This is a genomic window from Sphingomonas spermidinifaciens, from assembly GCF_002351485.1.
GTDB lineage: Bacteria > Pseudomonadota > Alphaproteobacteria > Sphingomonadales > Sphingomonadaceae > Sphingomonas > Sphingomonas spermidinifaciens.
The window spans coordinates 171,378-192,777 of the sequence record NZ_NWMW01000003.1; the positions used below are offsets into that span (position 1 = coordinate 171,378).

Consider the following 21,400-nt stretch of genomic DNA (forward strand, 5'->3'; position numbering starts at 1 on the left):
CAGGACCCGGCATCGCTCCAACCCGATCGATCAGCGGGTCTGCGCGCCGCCGACCTGGCCGGCCGTCGTCGTCGGAGCGGCGGCCTTGGTCGCGGCACCGGGCTGCGCCTTGGGCGTGCCGGCGGCGGTGGCGATCGACGGACGCACCGCGCCGTTCGAGGCGAGATAGCCGAGCACGGCGGTCGAGAAGGCCGACAGCTCCTCGGCGATCGCCTTGTTGCGACGCTGCAGCCAGTTGTACGACAGCACCGCCGGGACGGCGACCGCAAGACCGAGGGCGGTCATGATGAGCGCCTCACCGACCGGACCGGCAACGGCATCGATCGACGCCTGCCCCGACATGCCGATCTTGATGAGCGCGCGGTAGATGCCGATCACGGTACCGAACAGGCCGATGAACGGCGCGGTCGAACCCACGGTCGCGAGGAAGGCGAGACCGCCGCCCAGCTTCGAGTTGATCGCCGCTTCCGAACGGGCGAGCGAACCGTGCAGCCAGTCATGCGCCTCGACCGGATCGGTCAGCTTCGAGTGCTGCTCCTGCGCGTCGATGCCGTCGTCGACGAGCTGGCGATAGGCCGAGTTCTTCTCGAGCTTCGCCGCACCCTCGCGCAGGCTGTTCGAGCGCCAGAACTCGGCGCGGACGCGCTTCGCCTGGTTCATGATCTTCTGCTGCTCGAAGAGCTTGGTGAACAGGATGTAGAACGACACGACCGACATCAGGACCATGATCGCGAAGGTGCCCTGCGCGATCAGACCGCCCTGCTCGAGAGCGGCCATCAGGCCGTAGGGGTTTTCGCCTTCGGCCGCCGGCGCGGCGGCAAGGATGGTGGTGAGCATGTTCAGGTAGATCCTCTGGAAAGGGTATGGGGGCCGGCCCGGACCATGACGGTCCGGACCCTGAAACCGCTAGTCTTCAAGCTGCCATGTGATCGACAGCGGATAGGTCGACTGGATCGGCCTCCCCGAGTCGTCCTGCGCGGGGGTAAACCGGGCCCGTCGGGCACCGCGACAAGTCGCCTCGTCGAGCGCGCTGTTGCCCGAGCCCGACGTCACGACGCAGTTCGCCACGCGGCCGTCAGTCCCGATGGTCAGCGTCGCACGAACGCGGCCCTGGGCCTGATCACGAATGGCCGACGGCGGGTAGTTGTCGCGGCCGAAATACTGACCGAGATTACCCTTTGGGCCCGCCTTCTTGCTGATGACGGGCGCGGGCGGCGCGGGCGGAGCAACGGGCGCGGGCGGGGCCGGCGGCGCTGCGATCGGTACCGGCACATAAACCGGCGGCGGCTCCCTGACCGACTGCACCACCACCGGCGGCGGCGTGTTGGTCTTGACGATCGGCGGCGGCGTCACAACCGGGGGCGGCTGCGTCGGCTGCTCCGGCGGCGGCGGTGGCGGCTCGTCCGGCGGTGGCGGCGGCTCTTCCTGGACGTCGAAGACATCCATCTTCTCGGTCGCCTGCTTGATGTATTGAAACGCCAAGCCGGTTACGAAGGCGTAGCCCAACACCGCGTGGATCGCCGCGACGATAATGATCGCGATGATCCTGCCGGAGCCTGCTTTTTGGTCAGCATAGGCCATTCAGTAACGACACTCCTCAATTCCCGCGCGTAGCTCATCCGGCGCCGCGGCTCCGGGCCCATGTGCTCTTGCACAATGTGCCCAAAATGCGGCGGCACGCCAAGCCCGCTGCTCCGCTGCGGCACGCGGCCTGTCCGGAGCCCGGATTGTTATCGTTGCATCCGACGTGACGCAAACGGTTTGTCGGACGCAACAAACGTATAAACGACGTATGGCAGAATTATTTCTGTAACCCCCCGCCCCGTTCGCATAGGAAGCCAGCCCATGAAACCGACCTCCTTGCTAGCGGTAGCATGCGTTACCGTCGCGATCCCGGCCAGCCCCATCGGGGCGCAAAACCAACAGATCGTGGCGGAAAGCGGGCAGGCTCCGCAAGCGGCGTCGCCCACGCTCGGTTATGCCGACACAATGGGCCGAGTGCTGCAATCACCCATGATCGTCGATGCGACGATCCGAAGCGCCGTCAGGATAAAAGGAGCGGAAGCGGCCGGGTTGGCAACCGGATATGCACGTTTCTACGTCGAGGCCGACTTGGGCCAGCTGATTCGCGCGCCCGGTCCGGCGGCGTCCCGGCTTGGCTGGCTTGCTGATGTGCCGCTCGATGCTCGCGGGCGGGTGCCCCGGCTCAGAAAGGCGCGCGTTATCGCCTTTGCGCGGCCGGTCGCCGGTCGGGCCGACCAGATCCAGCTCATATCGCCCGAGGCGCAGATCGCCTGGACGCCGGCCGACGACGCGCAGATCAAGCGCGCGGTACGCGAGGTGCTTGCCCCCGACGCGCCGCCCGCGATCACCGGCATCGGCAACGCATTCCACGTCCCCGGCAGCCTGCCCGGCGAAGGCGAGACCCAGGTCTTCCTCCAGACGCCGAGCGGCGACCCCGTTTCGCTGCTGATTCTGCGCCGCCCGGGCGAGCAGCGCCGCTGGGCGGTGTCGCTCGGCGAGATTGTCGACGAGGCCGCGGGTCCGCCGGCGCGCGACACGCTGCTCTGGTATCGGCTCGCCTGCGGTTTGCCGCGTGTGCTCCCTGACAGCGCCGTCGCCAACGAAGAGCCCGCGCGCGCCGGCATTGCGGCGGAGGACTATGCCTTCGTGATCGCCGCGCTGGGGCCATGCGGTAAGCCGGCCTAGTCGCGCTCGAGATGCACGAAGTCGCGGGCGAAGTCGTGCAGGCCGGCGCCCCCGTCGACGAACAGCGTCTGTCCCGTGCTGGCACGTGCGCCCGCAAGATAGACGACGGCGGCGGCGACATCCTCGGGTTGTGACAGGCGGCGGAGCGGCATCGTGGCGGTCAGACGCGCGAGTTGCGCATCGCCGTAATCTTGCGTCGGGATGGTAAGACCGGGTGCCACCGCATTCACCCGCACCCGCGGCGCGAGCACGCGGGCGAGCGTCCGCGTGGCTTCGGCCAGCGCCTGCTTCGACAGCGTGTAGGCGAGCTGGTCGGCGGGCGGGTGCGCGATCCGCTGGTCGAGGATATTGACGACTGCCCCCTCGCCCTCGCCCAGCATCTGCGCCAGCGCCTTGGCGAGCAGCACCGGCGCTGCGGCGTTGACGCGAAAATGATCCACCAGTGCGTCGCCGCCGGGCAGCCCCTGCTCGTCGGCAGCGAAACGCGAGGCGTTGTTGACGAGCAACACCGGCACCCGGCCGAACGACGCCGCCACGCGCGGCACCAGATGCTCGGCCGCGGCGAGATCGCCAAGGTCGCAGGGGAGCGCCATGAACGTGGCACCCGCGATCGTCAGTCGATCGGCGAGCCACCTCTCGGGTTCGGCACGGCTGCTCGCATGGAGCGCGAGGTCATAGCCCGCCTCGCCCAGCGCCGCGGCGATATGCGCGCCAAGGCGGCGGCAGCTGCCGGTGACGAGCGCGAGGGGGCGCTCGCTCATCGCCGCTCCCGCACCATCGTGATGCCGATCCGCTCGCCCGCCTCGGCGATCGCGAGCTTGACGATCTCGACCTCCACCCGCGTCACACGCTCGTCACCGATGAACAGCGTGTCGGCGATATGCTCGGCCACCGCCTCGATCAGGGTGAAATGGACACCCGCGGGCAGGTTCTGCGCCGCGGACTTGAGGTCGAGATAGGATTTCGACGCCGACAGCGGCGTATTGGGGTCGAAGCGCTCGGGCATCCTCAGATCGACGGTGATCGAGATACGCAGCGGCTGGGGCAGGTGCGTCTCTTCGGAATAGACGCCGGTCAGGACGTCGACCTCGAGATCGCGGACCTGTAGCTTGAGGCTGTCGGGCAAGACTCGTGCCTTGATGATGGTTGAAACGCCGCGGCCGGTAGCAGAGCGCCGCGGCCGCGACCAGTCAGGCCGCGGCGCTGGGCCGCGCGCCCGCCGCCGCGTGCCAGCGGCGCAGGTTCACCGCATCCTCCGGCACTGCCAGCTTCGCCCGTCCGCAGAAATCGAGCGTCACCAGCGCGGTGATGTCGGCAAAGCTGTAGGCGTCGGTCGCGATCCATTCGCGGTCCGTGAGGTGCGCGTCGAGATCGGCGACAAACGCCGTCCACATAATCCGCGCACGCTCCACGAGTTCGGGGATCTGCGGGACAGAGGGTGCGGCGCCGACCAGCGCCCGGCCCGCCAGCGATCGCGCGCTGTTGCGAAAGGCATAGACGCCCGCGGCATAGCCCTCCCCCTCGATCCGCCTCGTCCATTGCTCGATGCGGCCTACCTCGATCGGCGACGCGCCGAACAGCGGCGGATCGGGCTGCAGCGCCTCCAGATAGCGGCAGATCGCCGGCCCTTCGGTCAGGCAGGCGCCGTCATCGGTTTCCAGCACCGGCACCGCACCGCGCGGATTGCACTTCAGGAAAGGCTCGCGCAGGTGCTCGCCGCCGGGCAGGTCGACTTCGACCAGTTCGAGCGCGATGCCCTTCTCGGCAGCAAAGATGCGCACGCGGCGCGGGCTGGGTGCCCAGGGCGAATCGTAGAGGCGCATGCTTCTCTCCCCAAGAAATCGACGCTTGTCTTGTCATGTTGGAGCGTTATGGCCCGCCGCCCGCACTGTTCGCGGACAGGAAAGCCGACGCCCGTGTTCGATCTCGTCCCCATCCAAGCCGTTTCGCCCGCCGCTGTCGAGGCTTTGCTCGACGCCGCCTTCGGCACCGACCGGCATGGACGCACCGCCTATCGCCTGCGCGAGGGCGTCGCGCCGATTACGGCGATGAGCCTGGCGGCGGTGATTGGCGAGGAGTTGGTGGGGAGCATCCAATGCTGGCCCGTCCGCCTGATCCGCGACGCGGGCGGGTCGGTGCCGATGATCCTCGTCGGACCGATCGCAGTCAGCCCCGCGCATCAGGATATCGGCATCGGCCGGGCGCTGACCCGTACGGCGATCGAGCGGGCTGCCGAGGTCGAAGGGGGCGACGCGATGATGCTGATCGGCGATCCCGACTATTATGGCCGCTTCTTCGGGTTCAGTGCGGAGCGGACCGGCGGATGGCGGCTGCCCGGCCCGTTCGAGCCGCAACGGCTGCTCGCACTTGGGGCGGGCGTCCCCGAAACGGCGGGCGAAGTTGCGCCGCGGGTCAGCGCCGATACCTTGCAGCCGGCCGCTGGAGCTGATCCGCGTTCTTGAAATCCGTCAACCCAGTGCAGCCGGCGTCGCTGGCGGCAGGTGCGGCGTACGATCGTCAAGCGATCCCAGCTTCCGCTAGGAAGAGGAATTAGCGTCGCCGTCGCCGGAAGCTGCGCGCGGCGATCAGCGCGCCGATCACCAACAGCGCGAGCGGCGCGATCCAGAGCAGCGCGGTTGCCCCGCTCAGCGGCGGATCGTAACTCACATAATCGCCATATCGCTCGATCAGCCAGCGGCGGACATCGTCGGGCGCCTCTCCCTTGCCGATCCGCTCGCGCACCAGCGAGCGCATGTCGCCCGCCATCTCGGCATCCGAGTCGGCGATCGACTGGCCCTGACAGACGATGCAGCGCAGCGTCTCCATCAGAGCCTTGGCATCGCGTTCCCTGGCGGGGTCGGGCAGCTGGACGTTCGCCATCGGCGCCGCTGCCTGGTTCGACTGGCCGAGCGCGGGCGCGGCGACGACCAGCAGCGCGAGTGCGGTTCGCTTCACTTCGCGTCCTCGATCGCCTTCAGGATGTCGTCGACCTCGTTGGCGTTGATCGGCCCGACATGCTGGTGCGCGATCCGGCCCTCGGCATCGATGACGAAGGTTTCGGGCACGCCCGAGGAGCCTAGCGACAGTTGCACCTGGCTACGCGGATCGTCGCCGACGCGGGCATAGGGATCGCCGTTCTCGGTCAGGAAGCGCTGCACCGCCGGCCCCGTGTCGCGGATGGCGATGGCGTCGATCTCGACCCCGCGATTTTTGAGCGCCATCAACTGCGGCGCTTCGGCGATGCAGGGAATGCACCAGCTGCCGAAGACATTCAGCAGCCGCACCCCGCCCTTCATGTCCGCCGCCGCCAGCCCGGGCTTGCCCGGCGCGATCGGGGCAAGGCGAAATTCGGGCAGCGGCTTGCCAACCAAAGCCGAGCGCACGACCGTATTGTCGGGCCGATAAAGCCCATAGAGCACCAGCCCCGCCAGCCCGACGAAGACGGCGAACGGCAACCAGATCAGCAGCCGCCGGTTCAAGCCAGCGCCTCGCGCCGCGGCGCCTTTCGCTCACGCCGTACCCGGCCGATCAGGCTGAGGAGGCCGCCGAAGCCGATCAGGCCGCCGCCCGCCCAGATCAGTGTCACCCACGGTTTCCACCAAAGGCGTAGCTGCCAGCGCCCCTGCCCGTCGGGCTGGCCGATCACGGTATAGAGCTGGCCGTCGGCCGCGGTCAGGATATCGGCCTCGCTCGTGTTGGTCGGCGGGTCGGAGAAATAGCGGCTCTGCGGATGCATCCAGAAGGGATCGCCCTGCCCGCGCCGGACCGACAGTGCCGCCTCGATCGCCGACCAGTTGGGGCCGATTGCCGGGCGGATGCCGCGCATTTCGACCCGATACGGCCCGACCCAGAAGGCATCGCCGACGCGCGCGGCGACGAGCTTCTCGATCGTGAAGGCCCGCTCGCTCGCCATCCCGGCGATGCTCACCGCGACGCCAAGGTGCGCGATGACCATGCCCCAGGTGAATAGCGGCGTGCGGCGCAGATTGCGCTTCCACAAGGGCGCGACGCTCGCCACCGCAAGCCCCGCAGCAAGACCGAGCCCGAGGATCGCGAACGCTCCCGCGCCCCAGGCGAAGACGAAGAACGCCGCGGCCGTGAACACCGCCACCGCCAGCGGGATCGTGACGCGATTGAGCAGCGCCTGCCCGTCGTCGCGCCGCCAGCGGATCATCGGCCCCACCGCGATGCCGATCATCAGAAGGAGCGTGATCGGCACGATCGTCTTGTTGAAGAAGGGCGGCCCCACCGACAGCTGCGTTCCCATCGCCTGCGCCAGTATGGGATAAAGCGTCCCGATCAGGACGATGCCGAGGATGACCGAAAGAAGGAGGTTGTTGAGCACCAACCCGCCCTCACGGCTGATCGGCTCGAACGTCGAGCCCTGCTTCACCGTCCCGATCCGCGCGCCGAACAGTGCCAGCGCGCCGCCGATGTAAAGGACGAGCAGGGCGAGGATGAAGCTGCCGCGCGTCGGATCGACGGCAAAGGCATGGACGCTGGTCAGGATGCCCGAGCGGACGAGGAAGGTGCCGATCATCGACATCGAGAACGCGACCACCGCCAGCATCACCGTCCAGGCGCGCAGCCCGTCGCGTGTCGCCAGCACCGTCACCGAATGGAGAAGCGCCGTCGCCGCCAGCCACGGCATCAAGGATGCATTCTCGACCGGGTCCCAGAACCACCAGCCGCCCCAGCCCAGTTCGTAATAGGCCCAATAGCTTCCCGCGGTGATGCCGATCGTCAGGAACACCCAGGCACCCAGTACCCACGGCCGCATCGCCCGCGCGAACGCCGCGCCCACGTCGCGCGTCACCAGCGCTCCGACCGCGAAGCTGAACGCGACGGACAGACCGACATAGCCGAAATAGAGCGTCGGCGGGTGGAAGGCGAGGCCGGGGTCCTGAAGCAGCGGATTGAGCCCGTTGCCGTCAACCGGCGCCGGGCTGACCCGCGCGAACGGGTTCGAGGCGAACAGGAGGAAGGCATAGAAGCCAAGCGCAATCAGCGCCTGCGCGCCCAGCGTCGCCACCAGCGTCCGCTCGGCCAGCCGCCGCTCGAGGATCGCAATCGCGCCGCCGGCGAGGCTGAGGATCGTGACCCAGAGGAGCATCGACCCCTCGTGATTCCCCCACGCCCCCGCGATCTTGTAGATCAGCGGCTTCATCGAGTGGCTGTTGGTAGCGACCAGCAGCACCGACATGTCCGATCGCACGAAGACGAGGATCAGAAGCGCGAACGAAAGCGCCGCCAGCAGCCCCTGCACCACCGCGACCGGCCGGACGCCTCCCATCAACTGCGCCGCTGCGGCCACGCTTGCGCGGTCCTGCCGGTCGGCGCGCCCCGGCCGCGCGCTCCACAGTCCCCCCGCCGCCAGCATCAGCTGAAGGAGCGCGAGCGCCGCGGCGAGCCACAGCGCGGCCAGTCCGGTTTCGGCGATCATTGCTGGAGCGTCTTGGCCGCGGCCATCTTGCCAGCCATTTCGGGCGGCATGTAGCGCTCGTCATGCTTGGCAAGCAGGTTGTCGGCGGCGAAGCTGCCATCGGCGCGGAACTGCCCCTCGGCCACCACGCCCGACTGTTCCTTGAACAGGTCGGGGGCGATGCCGCTGAACGTGACGGGCACGCGCGCCTTGCCGTCGGTAACGGTAAAGGCGATCGTCACGCCGTCGTTCTGCCGGTGGATCGATCCGGCCTCGACCATCCCGCCGAGCCGTACCGCGCGGCCGACCGGCGGCGCCTTGCCCGCGACATCGGCGGGGGCATAGAAGAAAGCCGCCTCGTCCTTGAGTGCGGAGAGCGCGAGCCCGCTCGCCCCCATCACCGCGACGAGGCCGAGGCCGACGAGCGCGAGGCGCTGATGCTTGGCCTTCATCGCCGGCTCAGCTTTTCGGCGGCGCGCTCGGCGCGGCGCATCGTCTGCCAGCTGTGAAGCGTGATGCCGACCGCGCCCGCGATCGTCACGGCATAAGCGGCGATGACGAAGCTCCACTGGTTCATGCCGCCGCCATCCGCCGCATCCGCGCCTCGACCTTCCCCGCGGCCAGCATCGCGCGCATCCGCATCAGCACGATCCCTGCAAACAAGAGGGTGAAGCCGACCAGCGTGAACGGGAGTGGCCACAGGATCGCATTGTCGATCGTCGATTTGGTCAGCGTCAGGCTCTGCCCCTGATGGAGCGTGTTCCACCACACCACCGAATAGCGGATGATCGGCAGCAAGACGGTGCCGGCCAGCCCGAACAATGCGGGGATCCGCCCGTCGCCACCGCGCTGCGCATCCGCGCGCGACAGGGCGATATACGCCAGATAGACGAAGAACAGCAGCAGCATCGACGTCAGCCGCCCGTCCCATTGCCACCACGTCCCCCAGGTCGGCCGCCCCCAGATCGAGCCGGTGACGAGGCAGATGGCGGCGAACAGCGCGCCCGGCACCGCACAGGCGCGCGCCGACAGGCTGGCGAGCGGGTGACGCCAGACGAGATAGGCGATGCTGCCGATCGCGATCCCGCTCCATCCGCCCATGCCGAGCCAAGCGGCGGGGACGTGAAGATAGAGGATGCGGACGGTTTCGCCCTGAAGATAATCAGGCGGCGTCTGCGTGAGGCCTGCCCAGGCACCGAACGCTGCGAAGGCGATGCCCGTCCAGATCAGCATCGGCGTCAACGGCCGCGCGATCTTCAGGAAACGGGCAGGGTTGGCATAAGCGTGCAGCACGATGTCTCTTGTCTATCGCGGCTTTGTGCGAAACGCCACTGTCCGAAAGGCGAGTTGCGCGTTGCCGGGCCGGGCCGCCGCCGCTAAGCCCCGGCCATGCTCAAGCTCATCCTCGGCAACAAGGCCTATAGTTCATGGTCGCTGCGCGGCTGGCTCGCCGCCAAGCATTCGGGACTTCCCTTCGAAGAGGTGGTCGTGCCGCTCTACGACGCCGAATGGGAAGCGCGGCGCGAGGGTGACGAGTTCGCGCCATCCTCGGGCAAGGTGCCGATCCTGTGGGACGGCGACGACGTGGTGGTCTGGGACAGCCTCGCCATCATCGAATATCTGAACGAGAAGACCGGCGACGACCGCTATTGGCCCGCGGATCCCGCCGCCCGCGCGATGGCGCGCTCGATGGCGGCCGAGATGCATTCGAGCTATGCGGCCCTCCGCAAGAAGCACCCGATGAACGTGCGCCAGGTCTATGAGCCCAAGCGCCCGGACGATGACGTGATCGCCGACCTCACCCGCATCATGGAACTGTGGGCACAGGCACGCGCGCGGTTCGGCGGCGAGGGCGACTTCCTGTTTGGCCAATGGAGCGCCGCCGACATGATGTTCGCGCCGGTGGTCACGCGGATCGTCACCTATTCGCTCCCGATCGCGCGCTTTGCGGGCGGCTATCTCCAGGCGGTTATCGGCCACCCGCACATGCAGGACTGGATCGCCGGCGCGCAGGAAGAGGACTGGGTGCTCGAGCAATATGAGCAGGACACCGCAACCGCCTGACATGAGCGGCGAACCGCCCCTTCCCGTGCGCCTGACCCAGGCGCTGATCGCCGCCGAGAGCGTGACGCCCGCGCGAGGGGCCGTGTTCGACGTGCTCGAGGCGATGCTCACGCCACTCGGCTTCGCGGTCGATCGCTTCGTGACAGGCGAGGCGCCCGAAGGACCGGTCGAGAACCTGCTCGCCGTGCGCGGCACGGGCGGGCCGCACTTCGCCTTTGCCGGCCATGTGGACGTGGTGCCCGCCGGGACGGGCTGGAGCGCGGGCGCGTTCGAGCCCGTCGTGCGCGGCGACCTGCTCCATGGCCGCGGCGCGGTCGATATGAAGGGCGCGATCGGTGCCTTCGTCGCGGCCGCCTCTGCCCCGCAGGACCGGGGGACGCTAAGCCTCATCATCACCGGGGACGAGGAAGGCCCAGCAATCCACGGCACCCGCGCGCTGATCGACCGGATGCGTGTCCGCGGACTCCAACCCAACATGTGCCTAGTAGGCGAGCCGACCTCCACGCATCGGCTGGGCGACACGATCAAGGTCGGGCGGCGGGGGTCGGTCAATATCTGGATCGACGTCCCCGGCCAGGCGGGGCACGTCGCCTACCCTCACCTCGCCGACAATCCGATTCCGCGGCTGGTGGCAGCGCTGGCCGAGATCGACGCGCTGGTGCTCGACACCGGCACCGACTGGTTCCAGCCCTCGAACATCGAGATCACTGACCTGGCCGTCGGCAATCCCGCGACCAACGTCATTCCGCCCCTCGCCTCGGCGCGGCTCAGCATCCGCTTCAACGACCAGCATCGCGGTGCCGAGCTGGGTGAGCGGATCGCGGCGATCGTCCGCGCACATGCGCCCAACGCTGTGGTGCGGCCGGTCGTCTCGGGCGAGGCGTTCCTCACCGAGCCGGGGCCGCTTTCCACCCTCGTCAGCGACGCGATCGAGGCGCGGCTAGGCCTGCGGCCCGAACTATCGACCAGCGGCGGCACCTCGGACGCGCGCTTTCTGTCGGCGCTCTGCCCCGTGGTCGAATTCGGCCTCCTCAACGCGACGATGCACAAGGCGGACGAGGCGGTGGCGATCCCCGATCTGGTGGCGCTGGCGGATATTTACCGGGATATCGTGGCGCGGGCGCTGGCCTAGCTCGCGCTCCCGCGGAAGCGGAGCACGGCTTACCTAGGACGCCGCAGCACGATGTAGAGCGCCCCCGCCCCGCCATGCCGCGGATGCGCGGCGCGTACCGCGGCGATCCGGTCGGCATGGCGCGAGGCGGCGATCCAGTCGCCCACCGCCGCCCGGATCGCACCGCGGGCATAGGGACGCTCGGCCTCGGGGCGCGGCGGCTTGCCCGTGACGAGAAGGAGCACCCGGTCGCCGCGCGCGATCGCCCGCGCAAGCCCCTGGTCGAGCATCGCATGCGCGCTGGCCAGCGTATGGCCGTGCAGGTCGATGCTGCTCTCCGGGCTGACCAGCCCTCTCGCGAGCTTCTTGTCCCAGCCGCCGTCGAGCGTCACCCCCGGCATGGCCGTACGGCGAGCGAGCGGCTTCGCCGCAAGCGGCGTCACTGTGATTGCGGGGGTCGTCAGTGATGCCGGCTCGGGCGGCACGGGCGGGCGACTGCGGCCGGGCAGCGGCTGCACCGACGCCATCACCCGCGCCCAGAGCGCGGACTCGTCAGGGGCGAGCCGGCGCCCGGCCATTGCCCAGCCTCGCCAGCGTACCCCGCGGCACCAGCAGGAACGCCGTGCCCCGCGCGGTCAGCCCGCCCGCAAACGCCCGGGCATCCTCGCCCGCGCCCCAGAAGGTGTCGAAGCGGTTGGCGCCCTTGATCGCGCCGCCGGTGTCCTGCGCAACCCACAGCCCGCTCGCCTCCGCCCGGTCGAGCGACAGAAAGACCGGCGCGCCGAGCGGCACGAAGCGCGGGTCGGCGGCGACGCTGGCATTTGCAGTCACCGGCAACCCCATCGCGCCAAGCGGCCCCGGGCCCGTCAGCTCGCGAAAGAAGACATAGCTCTTGTTCTCGCGCATCAGCGCGCGGCCCCGATCCGGATCGGCGCGCAGATACGCCATGATCCCCTGCATCGACGCCTGTCCCGGCTGGACGAGCCCGCGGTCGCGCATCAGCGCGCCGATGCCGGTATAGGCGCGGCCGTTCTGGCTGGCATAGCCGATCCGCATCACGCCGCCATCGGGCAGGCGAAGCCGCCCCGAGCCCTGGACCTGGAGGAAGAACAGCTCGACCGGATCGGCCGCCCAGGCGATGATCGGCGCCTTGCCCGTCAGCGCCCCCTCCTCGATCGCGGTACGGTCCGGATAAGGGACGAAGCGGCTGCCCTCGACCCGCCCGCGGATCTTGCGGCCGGCAAGGTCGGTGGCGAAGGGGGTGAGATCGACTTCGACCAGATCGCTCGGCACGCCGTAGATCGGCGTCTCGTAACCCGCGCGCCGGGAACGGCTCCCGGCGATCTCGGGCTCGTAATAGCCGGTCGCGAAGGCACGGCCATCGGCGATCTGCACCGTTTCGAACCGGTCACGGAAGAAGGCGTTGGCGTCCCCCGCCTGCCCCGCCGCCGCGCATGCCGGCACCCAGTCAGGCCCCTTTGTCAGCCCGGTCGCGTCGGCGCGCTTCTGGAGCGACGGACAGGACAGCCGAAACGCCGCCAGCGCCCGGCGCGCGGCCGCCGCGTCAATCGGCAGCGACGCGATCGGTGGTCCGGCGACCCACCCGGCCGCGACCGCACTCGTCGCATCCGCCGGAGCGGCAGCGGCCGGGATCGCCGGCATCGGTGTCGCGGGCGTGCCAAGCTTGACGCCCGGCGTGTAGCGCGTGGGCTGCCCTGTCGATGCAACCGGGACGCGTGGCCAGGTGGGCGACGTCCCGCGGTCGATCCCCGCGGGCACGATCGCGTTGGAACAGGCGCTTGCCAGCAGAAATAGCGGCAAGCCGATGACGCTGACGCGCCACACCCCCTGAGCGCGCATTCGCCCCTCTCTCAGGCTTCGTCGGTTTCGGCGAGCTTCCAGTTCGGATCGTCGCTGCGCAGCCGGCGGACAAAGGTCCAGACGTCGTGCGTCTCGACCGCGTCGGTCAGCGAACCGGCGACGACATTGCCCTCGCCATCGCGCGTGACCGCAGCGATGTCGGCGTCGAAGCGGACGGTGATGCGAGCGGTCTGGCCGTCGAGCGCGGCGTCGGCGATCACCGCGCGCTCGATCGACACCAACCGGTTGTCGAGCGTGTGGCCCTCGGCCTCGCGCGCGTCGATCGCGCCGACGAACGCCGCCTTGACGTCAGGCTCGGTCAGCCAATCGAGCGTATCGCGGTCACCCTTCCAGAACGCCTCGAGGATCATGCGGTACGCGCCCTTGGCCCCATCGAGGAACTGGACGACGTCGAAGTTCGAATCGGCGCCGACGATCGCGCGGATGCCCTGCTCGGCGCGACCCTCGATCGCGCGCGTGGCAGCTTCGCGCGGTGCGGACTCGGCATCGATCGTGCGCGGTTGGGGGCGCACGATCGCGCCGCCCTCTTCGGCCGGTTTAGGCAGCGGCTGGTGATGCCCCGTCCGCTTACCGAGAACCGAGTAAAGCCGAAGCGCGAGGAAACCCGCGATCATGGCCAGGACGATGACGTATAGAAGCACCGGACCTCCGATCGAATTCTGGCCCAACATAGGCGCGCGCGCCCGATGATTCAAACGATCGCGCGACCCTGTCCTAAGCGATCGTTGAACTGGTCCGTTCCCGCTGCTAGTCGCCGCGCTTTCCCGGACCGGCCAGCCCAGGCCGCGCCGGCCTTTTCGACGAGGACATGATGGACCAGCAAGACCAGCCCTTCGATGCGGGCACGCCCCTTCCCAATGGCGAGGATACCGCGCCGGTCGCCAATGTCCTGTCGCAGTACGTCAAGGACCTGTCGTTCGAGAACCCGAACGCTCCCGCCATCTACCAGTCGCAGGGCGCGCCCAAGCTCGACGTCCAGTTCAACATCGGCGCGGCGCTGGTCGGCGAGGACGTGCACGAGGTGACGTTGAAGATCGAGGCGCGCGGCGAGGTCGACGGCCGCGTCATGTACCTGTGCGAGCTGAGCTATGCCGGCCTGTTCGGCCTGCGCAACATCCCCGACGAGCATCTTCAGCCGTTCCTTCTCGGCGAGGCGCCGCGCATCCTCTTCCCCTTTGCCCGCCGCGTGCTGGCCGACGCCGTCCGCGACGGCGGCTTCCCGCCGCTGCTGCTCGAGCCGATCGACTTCGGCGCGCTCTATTTCGCGCAGGCACAGGCCGCCGCCGAGCAGGGCGAGATTAGCGGCGACATCGGCAACGCCTGACCAGCCGGCCGGCGCGCGGGTGCGAGTGAAGCCATGAACCTCGTCCGCGCGCTGGGATCGGTCGGCGGTCTGACGCTGGCCAGCCGCGTGCTCGCGCTCGTCCGCGACACGCTTCAGGCGGCATATATCGGCGCGAGCTTCGCCTCCGACGCCTTTTTCGTTGCCTTCCGCCTGCCCAACATGTTTCGCGCGCTGTTCGCCGAGGGGGCGTTCGCCTCGGCGTTCATCCCGCTGTTCAACCAGAAGGTGGGCGAGAACGGCGACCTGGCCCCCGCCATCGCCTTTGCCGAGCGGGCGCTCGCCTGGCTGTTCCCGATCCTCGCCGCGATGACCGCGCTGATGATCCTCGCCGCCTGGCCGCTCACCTGGGTGCTGGCGGGCGGGTTCGAGCGACAGCAGCCCTCGGCCAGCGATTTCGCCTTCGCGGTGACGCTGTCGCGGATCACCATCCCCTATCTCTTCCTCATCTCGCTCGCGTCACTGCTCGGCGGCATCCTCAATTCGCTCGACCGCTTCTGGGTCAACGCCGCGGCACCGATCCTCCTCAACGTGTCGATGGTGAGCGCGCTGTGGTTCCTCCACGGCGATCCCTATGAGACCGCGCGGGTGCAGGCGTGGGCGGTCACGGCGGGCGGTGCACTTCAGTTCGGCTGGCTGGTGCTCGCCTGCCGATCGGCGGGCGTGAAGCTGCGGCTGCGGCTGCCCAAGCTCGACGACGATGTGAAGCGCCTCCTTAAGCTCATCGTTCCGGCCGCCGCGGGCGCCGGCGCGGCGCAGATCAACCTCGCCATCTCGACCGCGCTCGCCGGCTGGCTGCTGGCCGAAGGGTCGATCTCCGCCATCAACTATGCCGATCGCGTCAATCAGCTGCCGCTCGGCATGATCGGGATCGGGCTGGGGACGATCCTGCTCCCCACCGTCACGCGGCTGCTTCGCAAGGGCGATGACGCGCAGGCGATGGAAACGCAGAACCGTGGCATCGAACTGGCGCTGTTCCTCACGCTGCCCGCCGCTGCCGCCTTCGTCTTCGCCGCCGAGCCGATCGTGCAGGGCCTGTTCCAGCGCGGCCAGTTCGACGCGACCGACACGATCCGCACCGGCTGGGTGCTGTCGGCCTTTTCGATCGGCCTGCCCTCTTATGTGCTGGTCAAGGTGCTGACGCCGGGCTTCTACGCGCGAGCCGACACGAAGACACCGGTGCGGCTGGCGATGATCTCGATCGCGGTCAACATCGCCGGCAACCTCGTGCTGATCCCGACCGTCGGCATCATCGGCTCGGCGCTGTCGACTGCGCTGTCGTCGAGCCTCAACGTCGCAATGCTCTATTCGACGCTTCGGAAGCGCGGTCATTTCACCGCCGACGCGCAGCTTCGCCGCCGCATCCCACGCCTCACGGTCGCCGCGCTGGCGATGGGCGGCGTGCTCTATTTCATCAAGCCGTGGTTCGTGCCCTATACGCAAGGGTCGCTGCTGATGACGCTGCCCGCCTTGGCGGTGCTGGTCGGGATCGGCGTTGCCATCTATGCGGTCGCCTGTTTCGCGACGGGCGCGTTCCGGCCTGCCGACATCAAGGCGCTCATCCGCCGCCGTTCCACCGACTAGGACCAGACAAATGCGTATCGTCTCGGGTATTCAGACCACCGGCAATCTGCACCTCGGCAATTATCTGGGTGCGATCCGAAACTGGGTGGCGATGCAGGACGCGATGGCGCCGGGCGACGACTGCCTGTTCTTCCTCGCCGACCTGCATGCGCTGACGGTGCATCAGGAGCCGGCGCAACTCGCCGCCGCGACGATCGAGATGGCGGCGACGCTGATGGCGGCGGGGATCGACACCGATCGCGCGATCCTGTTCAACCAGGCGCGCGTCCCCGCCCATTCGGAGCTCTGCTGGCTGCTCGGCGGCACCGCGCGTATGGGCTGGCTCAACCGCATGACCCAGTGGAAGGACAAGGCGGGCAAGAACCGCGAAGGCGCGAGCGTCGGCCTGTTCACCTATCCCGTGCTTCAGGCCGCCGATGTGCTCGTCTATCAGGCGACCCACGTGCCCGTGGGCGAGGACCAGAAGCAGCACCTCGAACTCGCGCGCGACATCGCGACCAAGTTCAACCTCGACTTCGGCGTCGAGCTCTTCCCGCTGCCCGAGCCGATCATCCCGGCCGAAGCGCCGCGAATCATGTCGCTGCGCGACGGCACGGCGAAGATGTCGAAGTCCGACCCCAGCGACATGAGCCGCATCAACCTGATCGACGATGACGACGCGATCGCGGGCAAGGTGAAGAAGGCCAAGACCGACCCCGAACCGCTGCCCGAGACGATCGAACGCCTCGCCGAACGGCCCGAGGCCCGCAACCTCGTGACGATCTACGCCGCCCTCGAAGGGCGCACCCCGGCCGAAGTGCTGGGCGAGTTTTCAGGGCAAGGCTTCGGCGCCTTCAAGCCGCGCCTGGCCGACCTCACCGTGGCGAAGATCGGCCCGATCCGCGACCGGTTGACGCAGCTACTGGCCGACCGAGGCGAGGTGGCGGCGCAACTCCGCAAGGGCGCGGCCAAGGCGCAGGCGCTGGCCGCGCCTATGCTTCGCGCGGCTCAGGACGCAATGGGGCTTCAGGTGGACTGAGGCCCCGCCGCCTCAATAACGCGGGGTCGCATTGTCCAGTTTGCGGAAATAAGCGACGCGCGCCTTGCGCGTCGGCAGCGCGCGCAGTTCGGCTTCGGCGTTCGGATTGGCTGCGAGGATGCGATTGATCCGGTCGCGGCGAAGGCGCTGCTATTCTTCCCGGTTCGAAGCCCCGATTCGCGGATCGGGATCGTGGCCGAAGCTGTTGCCGATCGCGGGAAGTCCTGCGCCCGATACCATTCCCGGCGTGACCTGCGGTGAAATCTGGGCCGATGCGACCCCGACATGCCAATGGCAACCAGTCCGATCGACGTGCGGTGGATGACGACCTCAACAGGGGCACCTGTGAGGCACAAAGGCTATGGCTGGGTCAACGCGTTGAACAGCGCCCCTATCCTTCGAGCTGGCGCATCAGCCCCCTGACCGCGGTGTCGATCTCCCGGTCCTTGTCGCGCAGTTCCTCGATCCGCTTGACCGCGTGGATCACGGTCGAATGGTCGCGGTTGCCGAACTTGCGGCCGATTTCGGGCAGGCTACGCGTCGTCAGCTTCTTGGCGAGGTACATCGCGATCTGGCGCGGCCGCGCGATCGCGACGGCGCGGCGCTCGGAGACGAGGTCGAGCTGCTTCACCTCGAAATGCGCGGACACCGCCTTCTGGATCTCGTCGATCGTGATGCGGCGCTGCGGGCCCTTCAGCACCTCGCCCAGCGTCTGGAGCGCGAAGTCCATCGTTACCGCCTCGCCAATGAGCTGGGCATAGGCGACGAGGCGGTTGAGCGCCCCCTCCAGCTCGCGGATGTTCGCGGTGATTCGCATCGCAAGCAGCTCGAGCACCTCGTCGGGCACGCTCACCTGCGGCATGTCAGCCAGCTTCGCGGCGAGGATCGCCCGCCGAAGCGCATATTCGGGCGGACGGATGTCGGCGACGAGGCCAGAGGCGAGCCGGCCGACCAGCTTGGGGTCGATCCCTTCAAGCATCCGCGGGCTGCGATCAGCGCAGATGACCAGTCGCTTGCCCATCGTCATGAACTCGTTGACGGTGTGGAAGCACTCCTCCTGCGTCGAATCCTTGCCGGCGATGAACTGGAGGTCGTCGATGACGAGCAGGTCGACGCTGCGCAGTCGCGCCTTGAACGCGAAGGTATCGCGCTCGCGCACCGCCTTCACGAACTCGAACATGAAGCGCTCGGCCGGCATGTAGATCGCGGTGCCCGCGGGATGCGCCTCCAGAAACGCGTGGCCGATCGCATGGGCGAGGTGCGTCTTGCCCTGCCCCGTCGCGCCGTGGAGGTAGAGCGGGCTGAACCGGACCGGTCCCTCCGCGGCGAGCAGCCGCGCGGCGTTGAACGCGACCTGATTGGTCGCATCGGCGACAAATCGGTCAAACGTGAAGCGCGGGTCGAACGCGAATCGCTCGCCCTCGCGTGCGGGCTTGGCGGGCGCCGCGGCGAGCGGGCGATCGGCGCCCAGCACACGCGGCACCGACGGCGCTGGCGCGGCAGTGGTGGCGGGTGATTCGTCGTTGGCGCTCGGCGGCACCAGCGCCTTGGTCGAGGTCTCGACGACGACGCTGCGCACGCTCGGCATCAGCTGCCGGAACTCGAGCCGCAGCCGGTCGCCGAAATGGCTCTTCACATAATTGGTCATGAATGGCGACGGCAGGCCGATGCGCACCGTCTCCTCATCGGAGCCCGCCGCCAGCACCGCCGGCTTCAGCCACTGATCGAAGACCTTCGCGCCCGACTGGCTACGCAGGTTGCGGCGCACCAAGTCCCAGGCATCGACGATCGCCGGCATGGATCGAAGCGGTTCGTTGCCGTGCACGCGCGCAAATCTCCCACGTTCCGCAAAGCACCTGCTTTGCAGCCCTGCCTATAACCAGCGATCGGTTGCCCCCCGCCGGGTCCGAAGAACCCGGCAGTCCCGCTTTCCGACGGAGCCAGAGTGCGTACGACGACGCAGCGGGACGCTCGTTTTGAAAGGGTCGGGGCATCCGATCAAGGCCCGCACGTCAACAAAATGAAATATAAAACGCTTGACTCGAAACGCCGCGGGGTAGCTCGTTCAATGCCGCTAAGTAACTGTTCTTAGGGCTATATTTGAGGTTACCGGAACATTTGCCGCCGCCCGACTCGTGGACTTTCCTTGGCTCTCGATTCGTTCCCCATTTGGGATGCAGCGGGCACGCAAAAGGCCCCGCCGGCGACTGCCGACGGGGCCTTTAAACGGTTCGATCAAGCGATTAGGCGAGCGCCGCGAGACGCTTCGTCAGGCGCGAGAACTTGCGTGCCGCGGTGTTCTTGTGGACGACGCCCTTGGCGACGCCGCGCGCCAGTTCGGGCTGCATCGCGGCCATCGCCGCGGTCGCTGCCGCCTTGTCACCCGACGCGAGCGCCGCCTCGGCCTTCTTCACGAAGGTCCGGATGCGGCTGACCCGCGCCCCGTTGACTTCCGCGCGGCGCTCGTTGCGCCGGATACGCTTCTTCGCTTGCGGCGTATTCGCCATGCCCGTCCTCGAAACCTGTGATGTGAAAGAGCGCCGCCGACGGCCGCACTCGGGAAAGCGCGCCCCTTAACGAAGGCGGTCCGAACGGTCAACCGTCAACGCTGGCATTTCGGGCACCAGAAGGTCGATCTTCCACTCTCGACGCGCCGGCGAATCACCGTCCCGCACCCGCATGCCTGCCCCTCGCGTCCATAGACGCGCCACTGCTTCGAGAAATAGCCGAGCTCGCCGTCGGGCCGCGCATAGTCGCGAAGCGTGGAGCCGCCCGCCTCGATCGCCGCGAGCAGCACCGATCGGACCGAGTCGGCGAGCAGCGCCAGCCGCTTCGTTCCGATCCGTCCGCCCGCGCGCGACGGCGCGATCCCCGCCATGTGCAGCGCCTCGCAGACATAGATGTTGCCCAGCCCCGCGACCACGCGCTGATCGAGCAGCAGCGCTTTCGCCGGCGCGATCCGCCCCTCGAACTGCGCCGCCAGATGCCCTGGCCCGAACGACTCGCCCAGCGGCTCCGGCCCCAGCGCGCCGAACGGCCCCCAGTCCTCGACCTCGGCGGTCGGCACCAGATCGACCGACCCGAAACGCCGCGGGTCGTTGAGCGCCAGCCGCCGCCCCTCGTCCGTCTCGATCAGCAGATGATCGTGCGTCAATGCCTCCGACGGGTCCACCCGCCACCGCCCCGACATGCCGAGGTGGAAGACCATCGTGTCGCCGCGATCGGTATGGATCAGCCCGTACTTGGCCCGCCGCCCCAGCCCCGTCACCCGCGCGCCGGTCAGCCGCTGGCCGAGGTCGGGGGGCAGCGGGCGGCGCAGGTCCGACCGGTTGGCGACGACGCGCGCGATCCGCCGCCCCGCCAGCACTGGGGCGAGGCCGCGCACGGTCGTCTCGACTTCGGGAAGTTCGGGCATACAGGCTTTGGAGCTAGGACGCGGCCCCCCGCCCCGCAAGACTTGGCAGCGACACGCTTTGCGGCCATGGACCGATGCCATGACCGACACCGTCTCCTTCGGCTACGAAGACGTCGCCCCCGCCGAGAAAACCGCCCGCGTGGGCGAGGTCTTCAAGAGCGTCGCCAGCCGCTACGACCTGATGAACGATGCGATGTCGGGCGGGCTGCACCGTGTCTGGAAGGACGTGTTCGTCCGCCGGGTGAAGCCGCGCGGCGGCGAGCACATCCTCGACATGGCGGGCGGCACCGGCGACATCGCCTTTCGCATGGCCCCCTCGGGCGCGTCAATCACCGTCGCCGACATCAACCCCGCGATGCTCGAGGTCGGCATGGGCCGCGCGGCGAAGCGCGGTATCGACGGGCTCGTGTGGACCGAGGCGAATGCCGAGACGCTGCAATTCCCCTACCGCTTCTTCGATGCGTACACGATCGCCTTCGGCATCCGGAACGTCACCGACATCCCGGCGGCGCTCCGCGAGGCACATCGCGTCCTCAAGCGCGGCGGACGATTCTACTGCCTTGAATTCTCGACCACGCTCTGGCCGGGTTTCGCAGAAGTGTACGACGCCTATTCGCACCACCTCGTGCCCAAGCTTGGCAAGGCGCTGGCGGGCGATGCCGACAGCTACAAGTACCTCGTCGAATCGATCCGCCGCTTCCCCGACATGGCCCGGTTCGAGGCGATGATCGCCGAGGCGGGATTCGTGCGCACGTCGGTCGAGCCGATGCTCGGCGGGCTGGTCGCGATCCACAGCGGGTGGAAGATTTGACGGGCCTTCTTTCTCCCCTCCCCGCAAGAGAGCGGAGTGGGTT

Annotated in this window: 25 protein-coding genes; 8 read left to right on the forward strand and 17 right to left on the reverse strand. The window is 68.5% G+C overall.

All coding sequences use genetic code 11. The annotated features are described in order from the left end of the window. Window positions 1-30: 30 nt before the first annotated feature. Together COC42_RS16110 and COC42_RS16115 are read right to left on the reverse strand one after the other, a co-directional pair. Complete coding sequence (locus COC42_RS16110; protein ID WP_096344390.1) at window positions 31-837, reverse strand: MotA/TolQ/ExbB proton channel family protein; 807 nt, start codon at window positions 835-837, stop codon at window positions 31-33. A gap of 69 nt (window positions 838-906) precedes the next feature. Next, entirely contained in the window at window positions 907-1,581 is a 675-nt protein-coding gene (locus COC42_RS16115) for an energy transducer TonB (RefSeq protein WP_096344391.1), read from the reverse strand. Between the two features lie 492 nt (window positions 1,582-2,073). Here COC42_RS16115 and COC42_RS16120 point away from each other — a divergent pair, with 492 nt between their 5' ends. After that, the gene (locus COC42_RS16120; protein WP_245844325.1) at window positions 2,074-2,709 is read left to right on the forward strand and encodes a hypothetical protein; all 636 of its coding nucleotides are present in this window, start codon (window positions 2,074-2,076) and stop codon (window positions 2,707-2,709) included. On the opposite strand, the gene COC42_RS16125 is transcribed toward COC42_RS16120, so the two are convergent. From COC42_RS16125 to COC42_RS16135, 3 genes are all read right to left on the reverse strand, one after another. Further along, the gene (locus COC42_RS16125; protein ID WP_096344393.1) at window positions 2,706-3,470 is read right to left on the reverse strand and encodes an SDR family oxidoreductase; all 765 of its coding nucleotides are present in this window, start codon (window positions 3,468-3,470) and stop codon (window positions 2,706-2,708) included. The genes COC42_RS16120 and COC42_RS16125 overlap by 4 nt on opposite strands. Further along, window positions 3,467-3,835, reverse strand: coding sequence for a dihydroneopterin aldolase (locus COC42_RS16130; protein ID WP_096344394.1), 369 nt, complete (start codon window positions 3,833-3,835; stop codon window positions 3,467-3,469). Before COC42_RS16130 ends, COC42_RS16125 begins: the two co-directional genes overlap by 4 nt. Before the next feature lie 64 nt (window positions 3,836-3,899). Beyond that, entirely contained in the window at window positions 3,900-4,532 is a 633-nt protein-coding gene (locus tag COC42_RS16135) for a glutathione S-transferase family protein (RefSeq protein WP_096344395.1), read from the reverse strand. A 93-nt stretch (window positions 4,533-4,625) separates the two neighbouring features. Between COC42_RS16135 and COC42_RS16140 the strand changes: the two genes are divergently transcribed. Continuing rightward, window positions 4,626-5,171: a GNAT family N-acetyltransferase gene (locus COC42_RS16140; protein ID WP_096344396.1), complete on the forward strand. Its 546-nt coding sequence runs from the start codon at window positions 4,626-4,628 to the stop codon at window positions 5,169-5,171. A gap of 88 nt (window positions 5,172-5,259) precedes the next feature. Here the strand turns inward: COC42_RS16140 and COC42_RS16145 are convergent, their stop codons facing one another. Genes COC42_RS16145 through ccmC form a run of 6 tightly spaced genes read right to left on the reverse strand, consistent with a single transcriptional unit; the run spans window position 5,260 to window position 9,364 of the window. Further along, window positions 5,260-5,664, reverse strand: coding sequence for a cytochrome c-type biogenesis protein (locus COC42_RS16145; protein ID WP_096344397.1), 405 nt, complete (start codon window positions 5,662-5,664; stop codon window positions 5,260-5,262). Next, on the reverse strand, window positions 5,661-6,188 hold the full coding sequence (locus COC42_RS16150; protein WP_096344398.1) for a DsbE family thiol:disulfide interchange protein: 528 nt from the start codon (window positions 6,186-6,188) through the stop codon (window positions 5,661-5,663). Before COC42_RS16150 ends, COC42_RS16145 begins: the two co-directional genes overlap by 4 nt. Continuing rightward, window positions 6,185-8,152, reverse strand: a complete 1,968-nt coding sequence (locus tag COC42_RS16155; protein ID WP_096344399.1) for a heme lyase CcmF/NrfE family subunit — start codon at window positions 8,150-8,152, stop codon at window positions 6,185-6,187. Before COC42_RS16155 ends, COC42_RS16150 begins: the two co-directional genes overlap by 4 nt. Continuing rightward, window positions 8,149-8,583, reverse strand: a complete 435-nt coding sequence (gene ccmE / locus COC42_RS16160) for a cytochrome c maturation protein CcmE (RefSeq protein WP_096344400.1) — start codon at window positions 8,581-8,583, stop codon at window positions 8,149-8,151. The genes COC42_RS16155 and ccmE overlap by 4 nt, the downstream gene beginning before the upstream one ends. Further along, complete coding sequence (locus COC42_RS18135) at window positions 8,580-8,708, reverse strand: hypothetical protein (protein ID WP_281253115.1); 129 nt, start codon at window positions 8,706-8,708, stop codon at window positions 8,580-8,582. The genes ccmE and COC42_RS18135 overlap by 4 nt, the downstream gene beginning before the upstream one ends. Continuing rightward, a complete protein-coding gene (gene ccmC, locus COC42_RS16165; RefSeq protein WP_245844354.1) occupies window positions 8,705-9,364 on the reverse strand; it encodes a heme ABC transporter permease CcmC in 660 nt (219 codons plus the stop codon). The genes COC42_RS18135 and ccmC overlap by 4 nt, the downstream gene beginning before the upstream one ends. A gap of 156 nt (window positions 9,365-9,520) precedes the next feature. Here ccmC and COC42_RS16170 point away from each other — a divergent pair, with 156 nt between their 5' ends. Together COC42_RS16170 and dapE are read left to right on the forward strand one after the other, a co-directional pair. Beyond that, complete coding sequence (locus tag COC42_RS16170) at window positions 9,521-10,195, forward strand: glutathione S-transferase family protein (protein WP_096344401.1); 675 nt, start codon at window positions 9,521-9,523, stop codon at window positions 10,193-10,195. Window position 10,196: 1 nt separating this feature from the next. Further along, entirely contained in the window at window positions 10,197-11,327 is a 1,131-nt protein-coding gene (gene dapE, locus COC42_RS16175; RefSeq protein WP_096344402.1) for a succinyl-diaminopimelate desuccinylase, read from the forward strand. Window positions 11,328-11,356: 29 nt separating this feature from the next. On the opposite strand, the gene COC42_RS16180 is transcribed toward dapE, so the two are convergent. From COC42_RS16180 to COC42_RS16190, 3 genes are read right to left on the reverse strand one after another with little or no spacing between them, the layout of a single operon-like run. After that, window positions 11,357-11,884, reverse strand: a complete 528-nt coding sequence (locus COC42_RS16180; protein WP_176484725.1) for a Smr/MutS family protein — start codon at window positions 11,882-11,884, stop codon at window positions 11,357-11,359. Then, the gene (gene mltA, locus COC42_RS16185) at window positions 11,859-13,166 is read right to left on the reverse strand and encodes a murein transglycosylase A (RefSeq protein WP_096344403.1); all 1,308 of its coding nucleotides are present in this window, start codon (window positions 13,164-13,166) and stop codon (window positions 11,859-11,861) included. The genes COC42_RS16180 and mltA overlap by 26 nt, the downstream gene beginning before the upstream one ends. 11 nt (window positions 13,167-13,177) lie before the next feature. Further along, complete coding sequence (locus tag COC42_RS16190; protein WP_096344567.1) at window positions 13,178-13,801, reverse strand: Tim44/TimA family putative adaptor protein; 624 nt, start codon at window positions 13,799-13,801, stop codon at window positions 13,178-13,180. Window positions 13,802-13,998: 197 nt separating this feature from the next. Between COC42_RS16190 and secB the strand changes: the two genes are divergently transcribed. From secB to trpS, 3 genes are read left to right on the forward strand one after another with little or no spacing between them, the layout of a single operon-like run. Next, complete coding sequence (gene secB / locus COC42_RS16195) at window positions 13,999-14,511, forward strand: protein-export chaperone SecB (protein WP_096344568.1); 513 nt, start codon at window positions 13,999-14,001, stop codon at window positions 14,509-14,511. Window positions 14,512-14,544: 33 nt separating this feature from the next. Then, on the forward strand, window positions 14,545-16,113 hold the full coding sequence (gene murJ / locus COC42_RS16200; protein ID WP_096344404.1) for a murein biosynthesis integral membrane protein MurJ: 1,569 nt from the start codon (window positions 14,545-14,547) through the stop codon (window positions 16,111-16,113). A 10-nt stretch (window positions 16,114-16,123) separates the two neighbouring features. Further along, window positions 16,124-17,131: a tryptophan--tRNA ligase gene (gene trpS, locus COC42_RS16205; protein ID WP_096344405.1), complete on the forward strand. Its 1,008-nt coding sequence runs from the start codon at window positions 16,124-16,126 to the stop codon at window positions 17,129-17,131. Between the two features lie 391 nt (window positions 17,132-17,522). Here trpS and dnaA read toward each other — a convergent pair whose 3' ends face one another. From dnaA to mutM, 3 genes are all read right to left on the reverse strand, one after another. Further along, the gene (gene dnaA / locus COC42_RS16210) at window positions 17,523-18,929 is read right to left on the reverse strand and encodes a chromosomal replication initiator protein DnaA (protein WP_096344406.1); all 1,407 of its coding nucleotides are present in this window, start codon (window positions 18,927-18,929) and stop codon (window positions 17,523-17,525) included. Window positions 18,930-19,374: 445 nt separating this feature from the next. Next, the gene (gene rpsT / locus COC42_RS16215) at window positions 19,375-19,638 is read right to left on the reverse strand and encodes a 30S ribosomal protein S20 (protein ID WP_096344407.1); all 264 of its coding nucleotides are present in this window, start codon (window positions 19,636-19,638) and stop codon (window positions 19,375-19,377) included. Between the two features lie 95 nt (window positions 19,639-19,733). Continuing rightward, window positions 19,734-20,546, reverse strand: coding sequence for a bifunctional DNA-formamidopyrimidine glycosylase/DNA-(apurinic or apyrimidinic site) lyase (mutM, locus tag COC42_RS16220; RefSeq protein ID WP_096344408.1), 813 nt, complete (start codon window positions 20,544-20,546; stop codon window positions 19,734-19,736). Window positions 20,547-20,625: 79 nt separating this feature from the next. On the opposite strand from mutM, the gene COC42_RS16225 reads away from it, so the two are divergent. Further along, window positions 20,626-21,357 carry a class I SAM-dependent methyltransferase gene (locus COC42_RS16225; protein ID WP_096344409.1) on the forward strand — a complete coding sequence of 244 codons (732 nt, stop codon included), beginning with the start codon at window positions 20,626-20,628 and terminating at the stop codon, window positions 21,355-21,357. Window positions 21,358-21,400: the final 43 nt, after the last annotated feature.

Excerpts from the sequence above, each read along its gene's own strand:
- COC42_RS16190 (WP_096344567.1), bottom strand. The coding sequence starts at position 13,801 with ATGATCGCGGGTTTCCTCGCGCTTCGGCTTTACTCGGTTCTCGGTAAG.
- COC42_RS16135 (WP_096344395.1), bottom strand. The coding sequence starts at position 4,532 with ATGCGCCTCTACGATTCGCCCTGGGCACCCAGCCCGCGCCGCGTGCGC.
- COC42_RS16180 (WP_176484725.1), bottom strand. The coding sequence starts at position 11,884 with ATGGCCGGGCGCCGGCTCGCCCCTGACGAGTCCGCGCTCTGGGCGCGG.
- dapE (WP_096344402.1), top strand. The coding sequence starts at position 10,197 with ATGAGCGGCGAACCGCCCCTTCCCGTGCGCCTGACCCAGGCGCTGATC.
- secB (WP_096344568.1), top strand. The coding sequence starts at position 13,999 with ATGGACCAGCAAGACCAGCCCTTCGATGCGGGCACGCCCCTTCCCAAT.
- COC42_RS16225 (WP_096344409.1), top strand. The coding sequence starts at position 20,626 with ATGACCGACACCGTCTCCTTCGGCTACGAAGACGTCGCCCCCGCCGAG.
- trpS (WP_096344405.1), top strand. The coding sequence starts at position 16,124 with ATGCGTATCGTCTCGGGTATTCAGACCACCGGCAATCTGCACCTCGGC.
- COC42_RS18135 (WP_281253115.1), bottom strand. The coding sequence starts at position 8,708 with ATGAACCAGTGGAGCTTCGTCATCGCCGCTTATGCCGTGACGATCGCG.
- dnaA (WP_096344406.1), bottom strand. The coding sequence starts at position 18,929 with ATGCCGGCGATCGTCGATGCCTGGGACTTGGTGCGCCGCAACCTGCGT.
- ccmC (WP_245844354.1), bottom strand. The coding sequence starts at position 9,364 with ATGCTGATCTGGACGGGCATCGCCTTCGCAGCGTTCGGTGCCTGGGCA.
- COC42_RS16155 (WP_096344399.1), bottom strand. The coding sequence starts at position 8,152 with ATGATCGCCGAAACCGGACTGGCCGCGCTGTGGCTCGCCGCGGCGCTC.
- murJ (WP_096344404.1), top strand. The coding sequence starts at position 14,545 with ATGAACCTCGTCCGCGCGCTGGGATCGGTCGGCGGTCTGACGCTGGCC.
- COC42_RS16115 (WP_096344391.1), bottom strand. The coding sequence starts at position 1,581 with ATGGCCTATGCTGACCAAAAAGCAGGCTCCGGCAGGATCATCGCGATC.
- rpsT (WP_096344407.1), bottom strand. The coding sequence starts at position 19,638 with ATGGCGAATACGCCGCAAGCGAAGAAGCGTATCCGGCGCAACGAGCGC.
- COC42_RS16170 (WP_096344401.1), top strand. The coding sequence starts at position 9,521 with ATGCTCAAGCTCATCCTCGGCAACAAGGCCTATAGTTCATGGTCGCTG.
- mltA (WP_096344403.1), bottom strand. The coding sequence starts at position 13,166 with ATGCGCGCTCAGGGGGTGTGGCGCGTCAGCGTCATCGGCTTGCCGCTA.
- COC42_RS16110 (WP_096344390.1), bottom strand. The coding sequence starts at position 837 with ATGCTCACCACCATCCTTGCCGCCGCGCCGGCGGCCGAAGGCGAAAAC.
- COC42_RS16125 (WP_096344393.1), bottom strand. The coding sequence starts at position 3,470 with ATGAGCGAGCGCCCCCTCGCGCTCGTCACCGGCAGCTGCCGCCGCCTT.
- mutM (WP_096344408.1), bottom strand. The coding sequence starts at position 20,546 with ATGCCCGAACTTCCCGAAGTCGAGACGACCGTGCGCGGCCTCGCCCCA.
- ccmE (WP_096344400.1), bottom strand. The coding sequence starts at position 8,583 with ATGAAGGCCAAGCATCAGCGCCTCGCGCTCGTCGGCCTCGGCCTCGTC.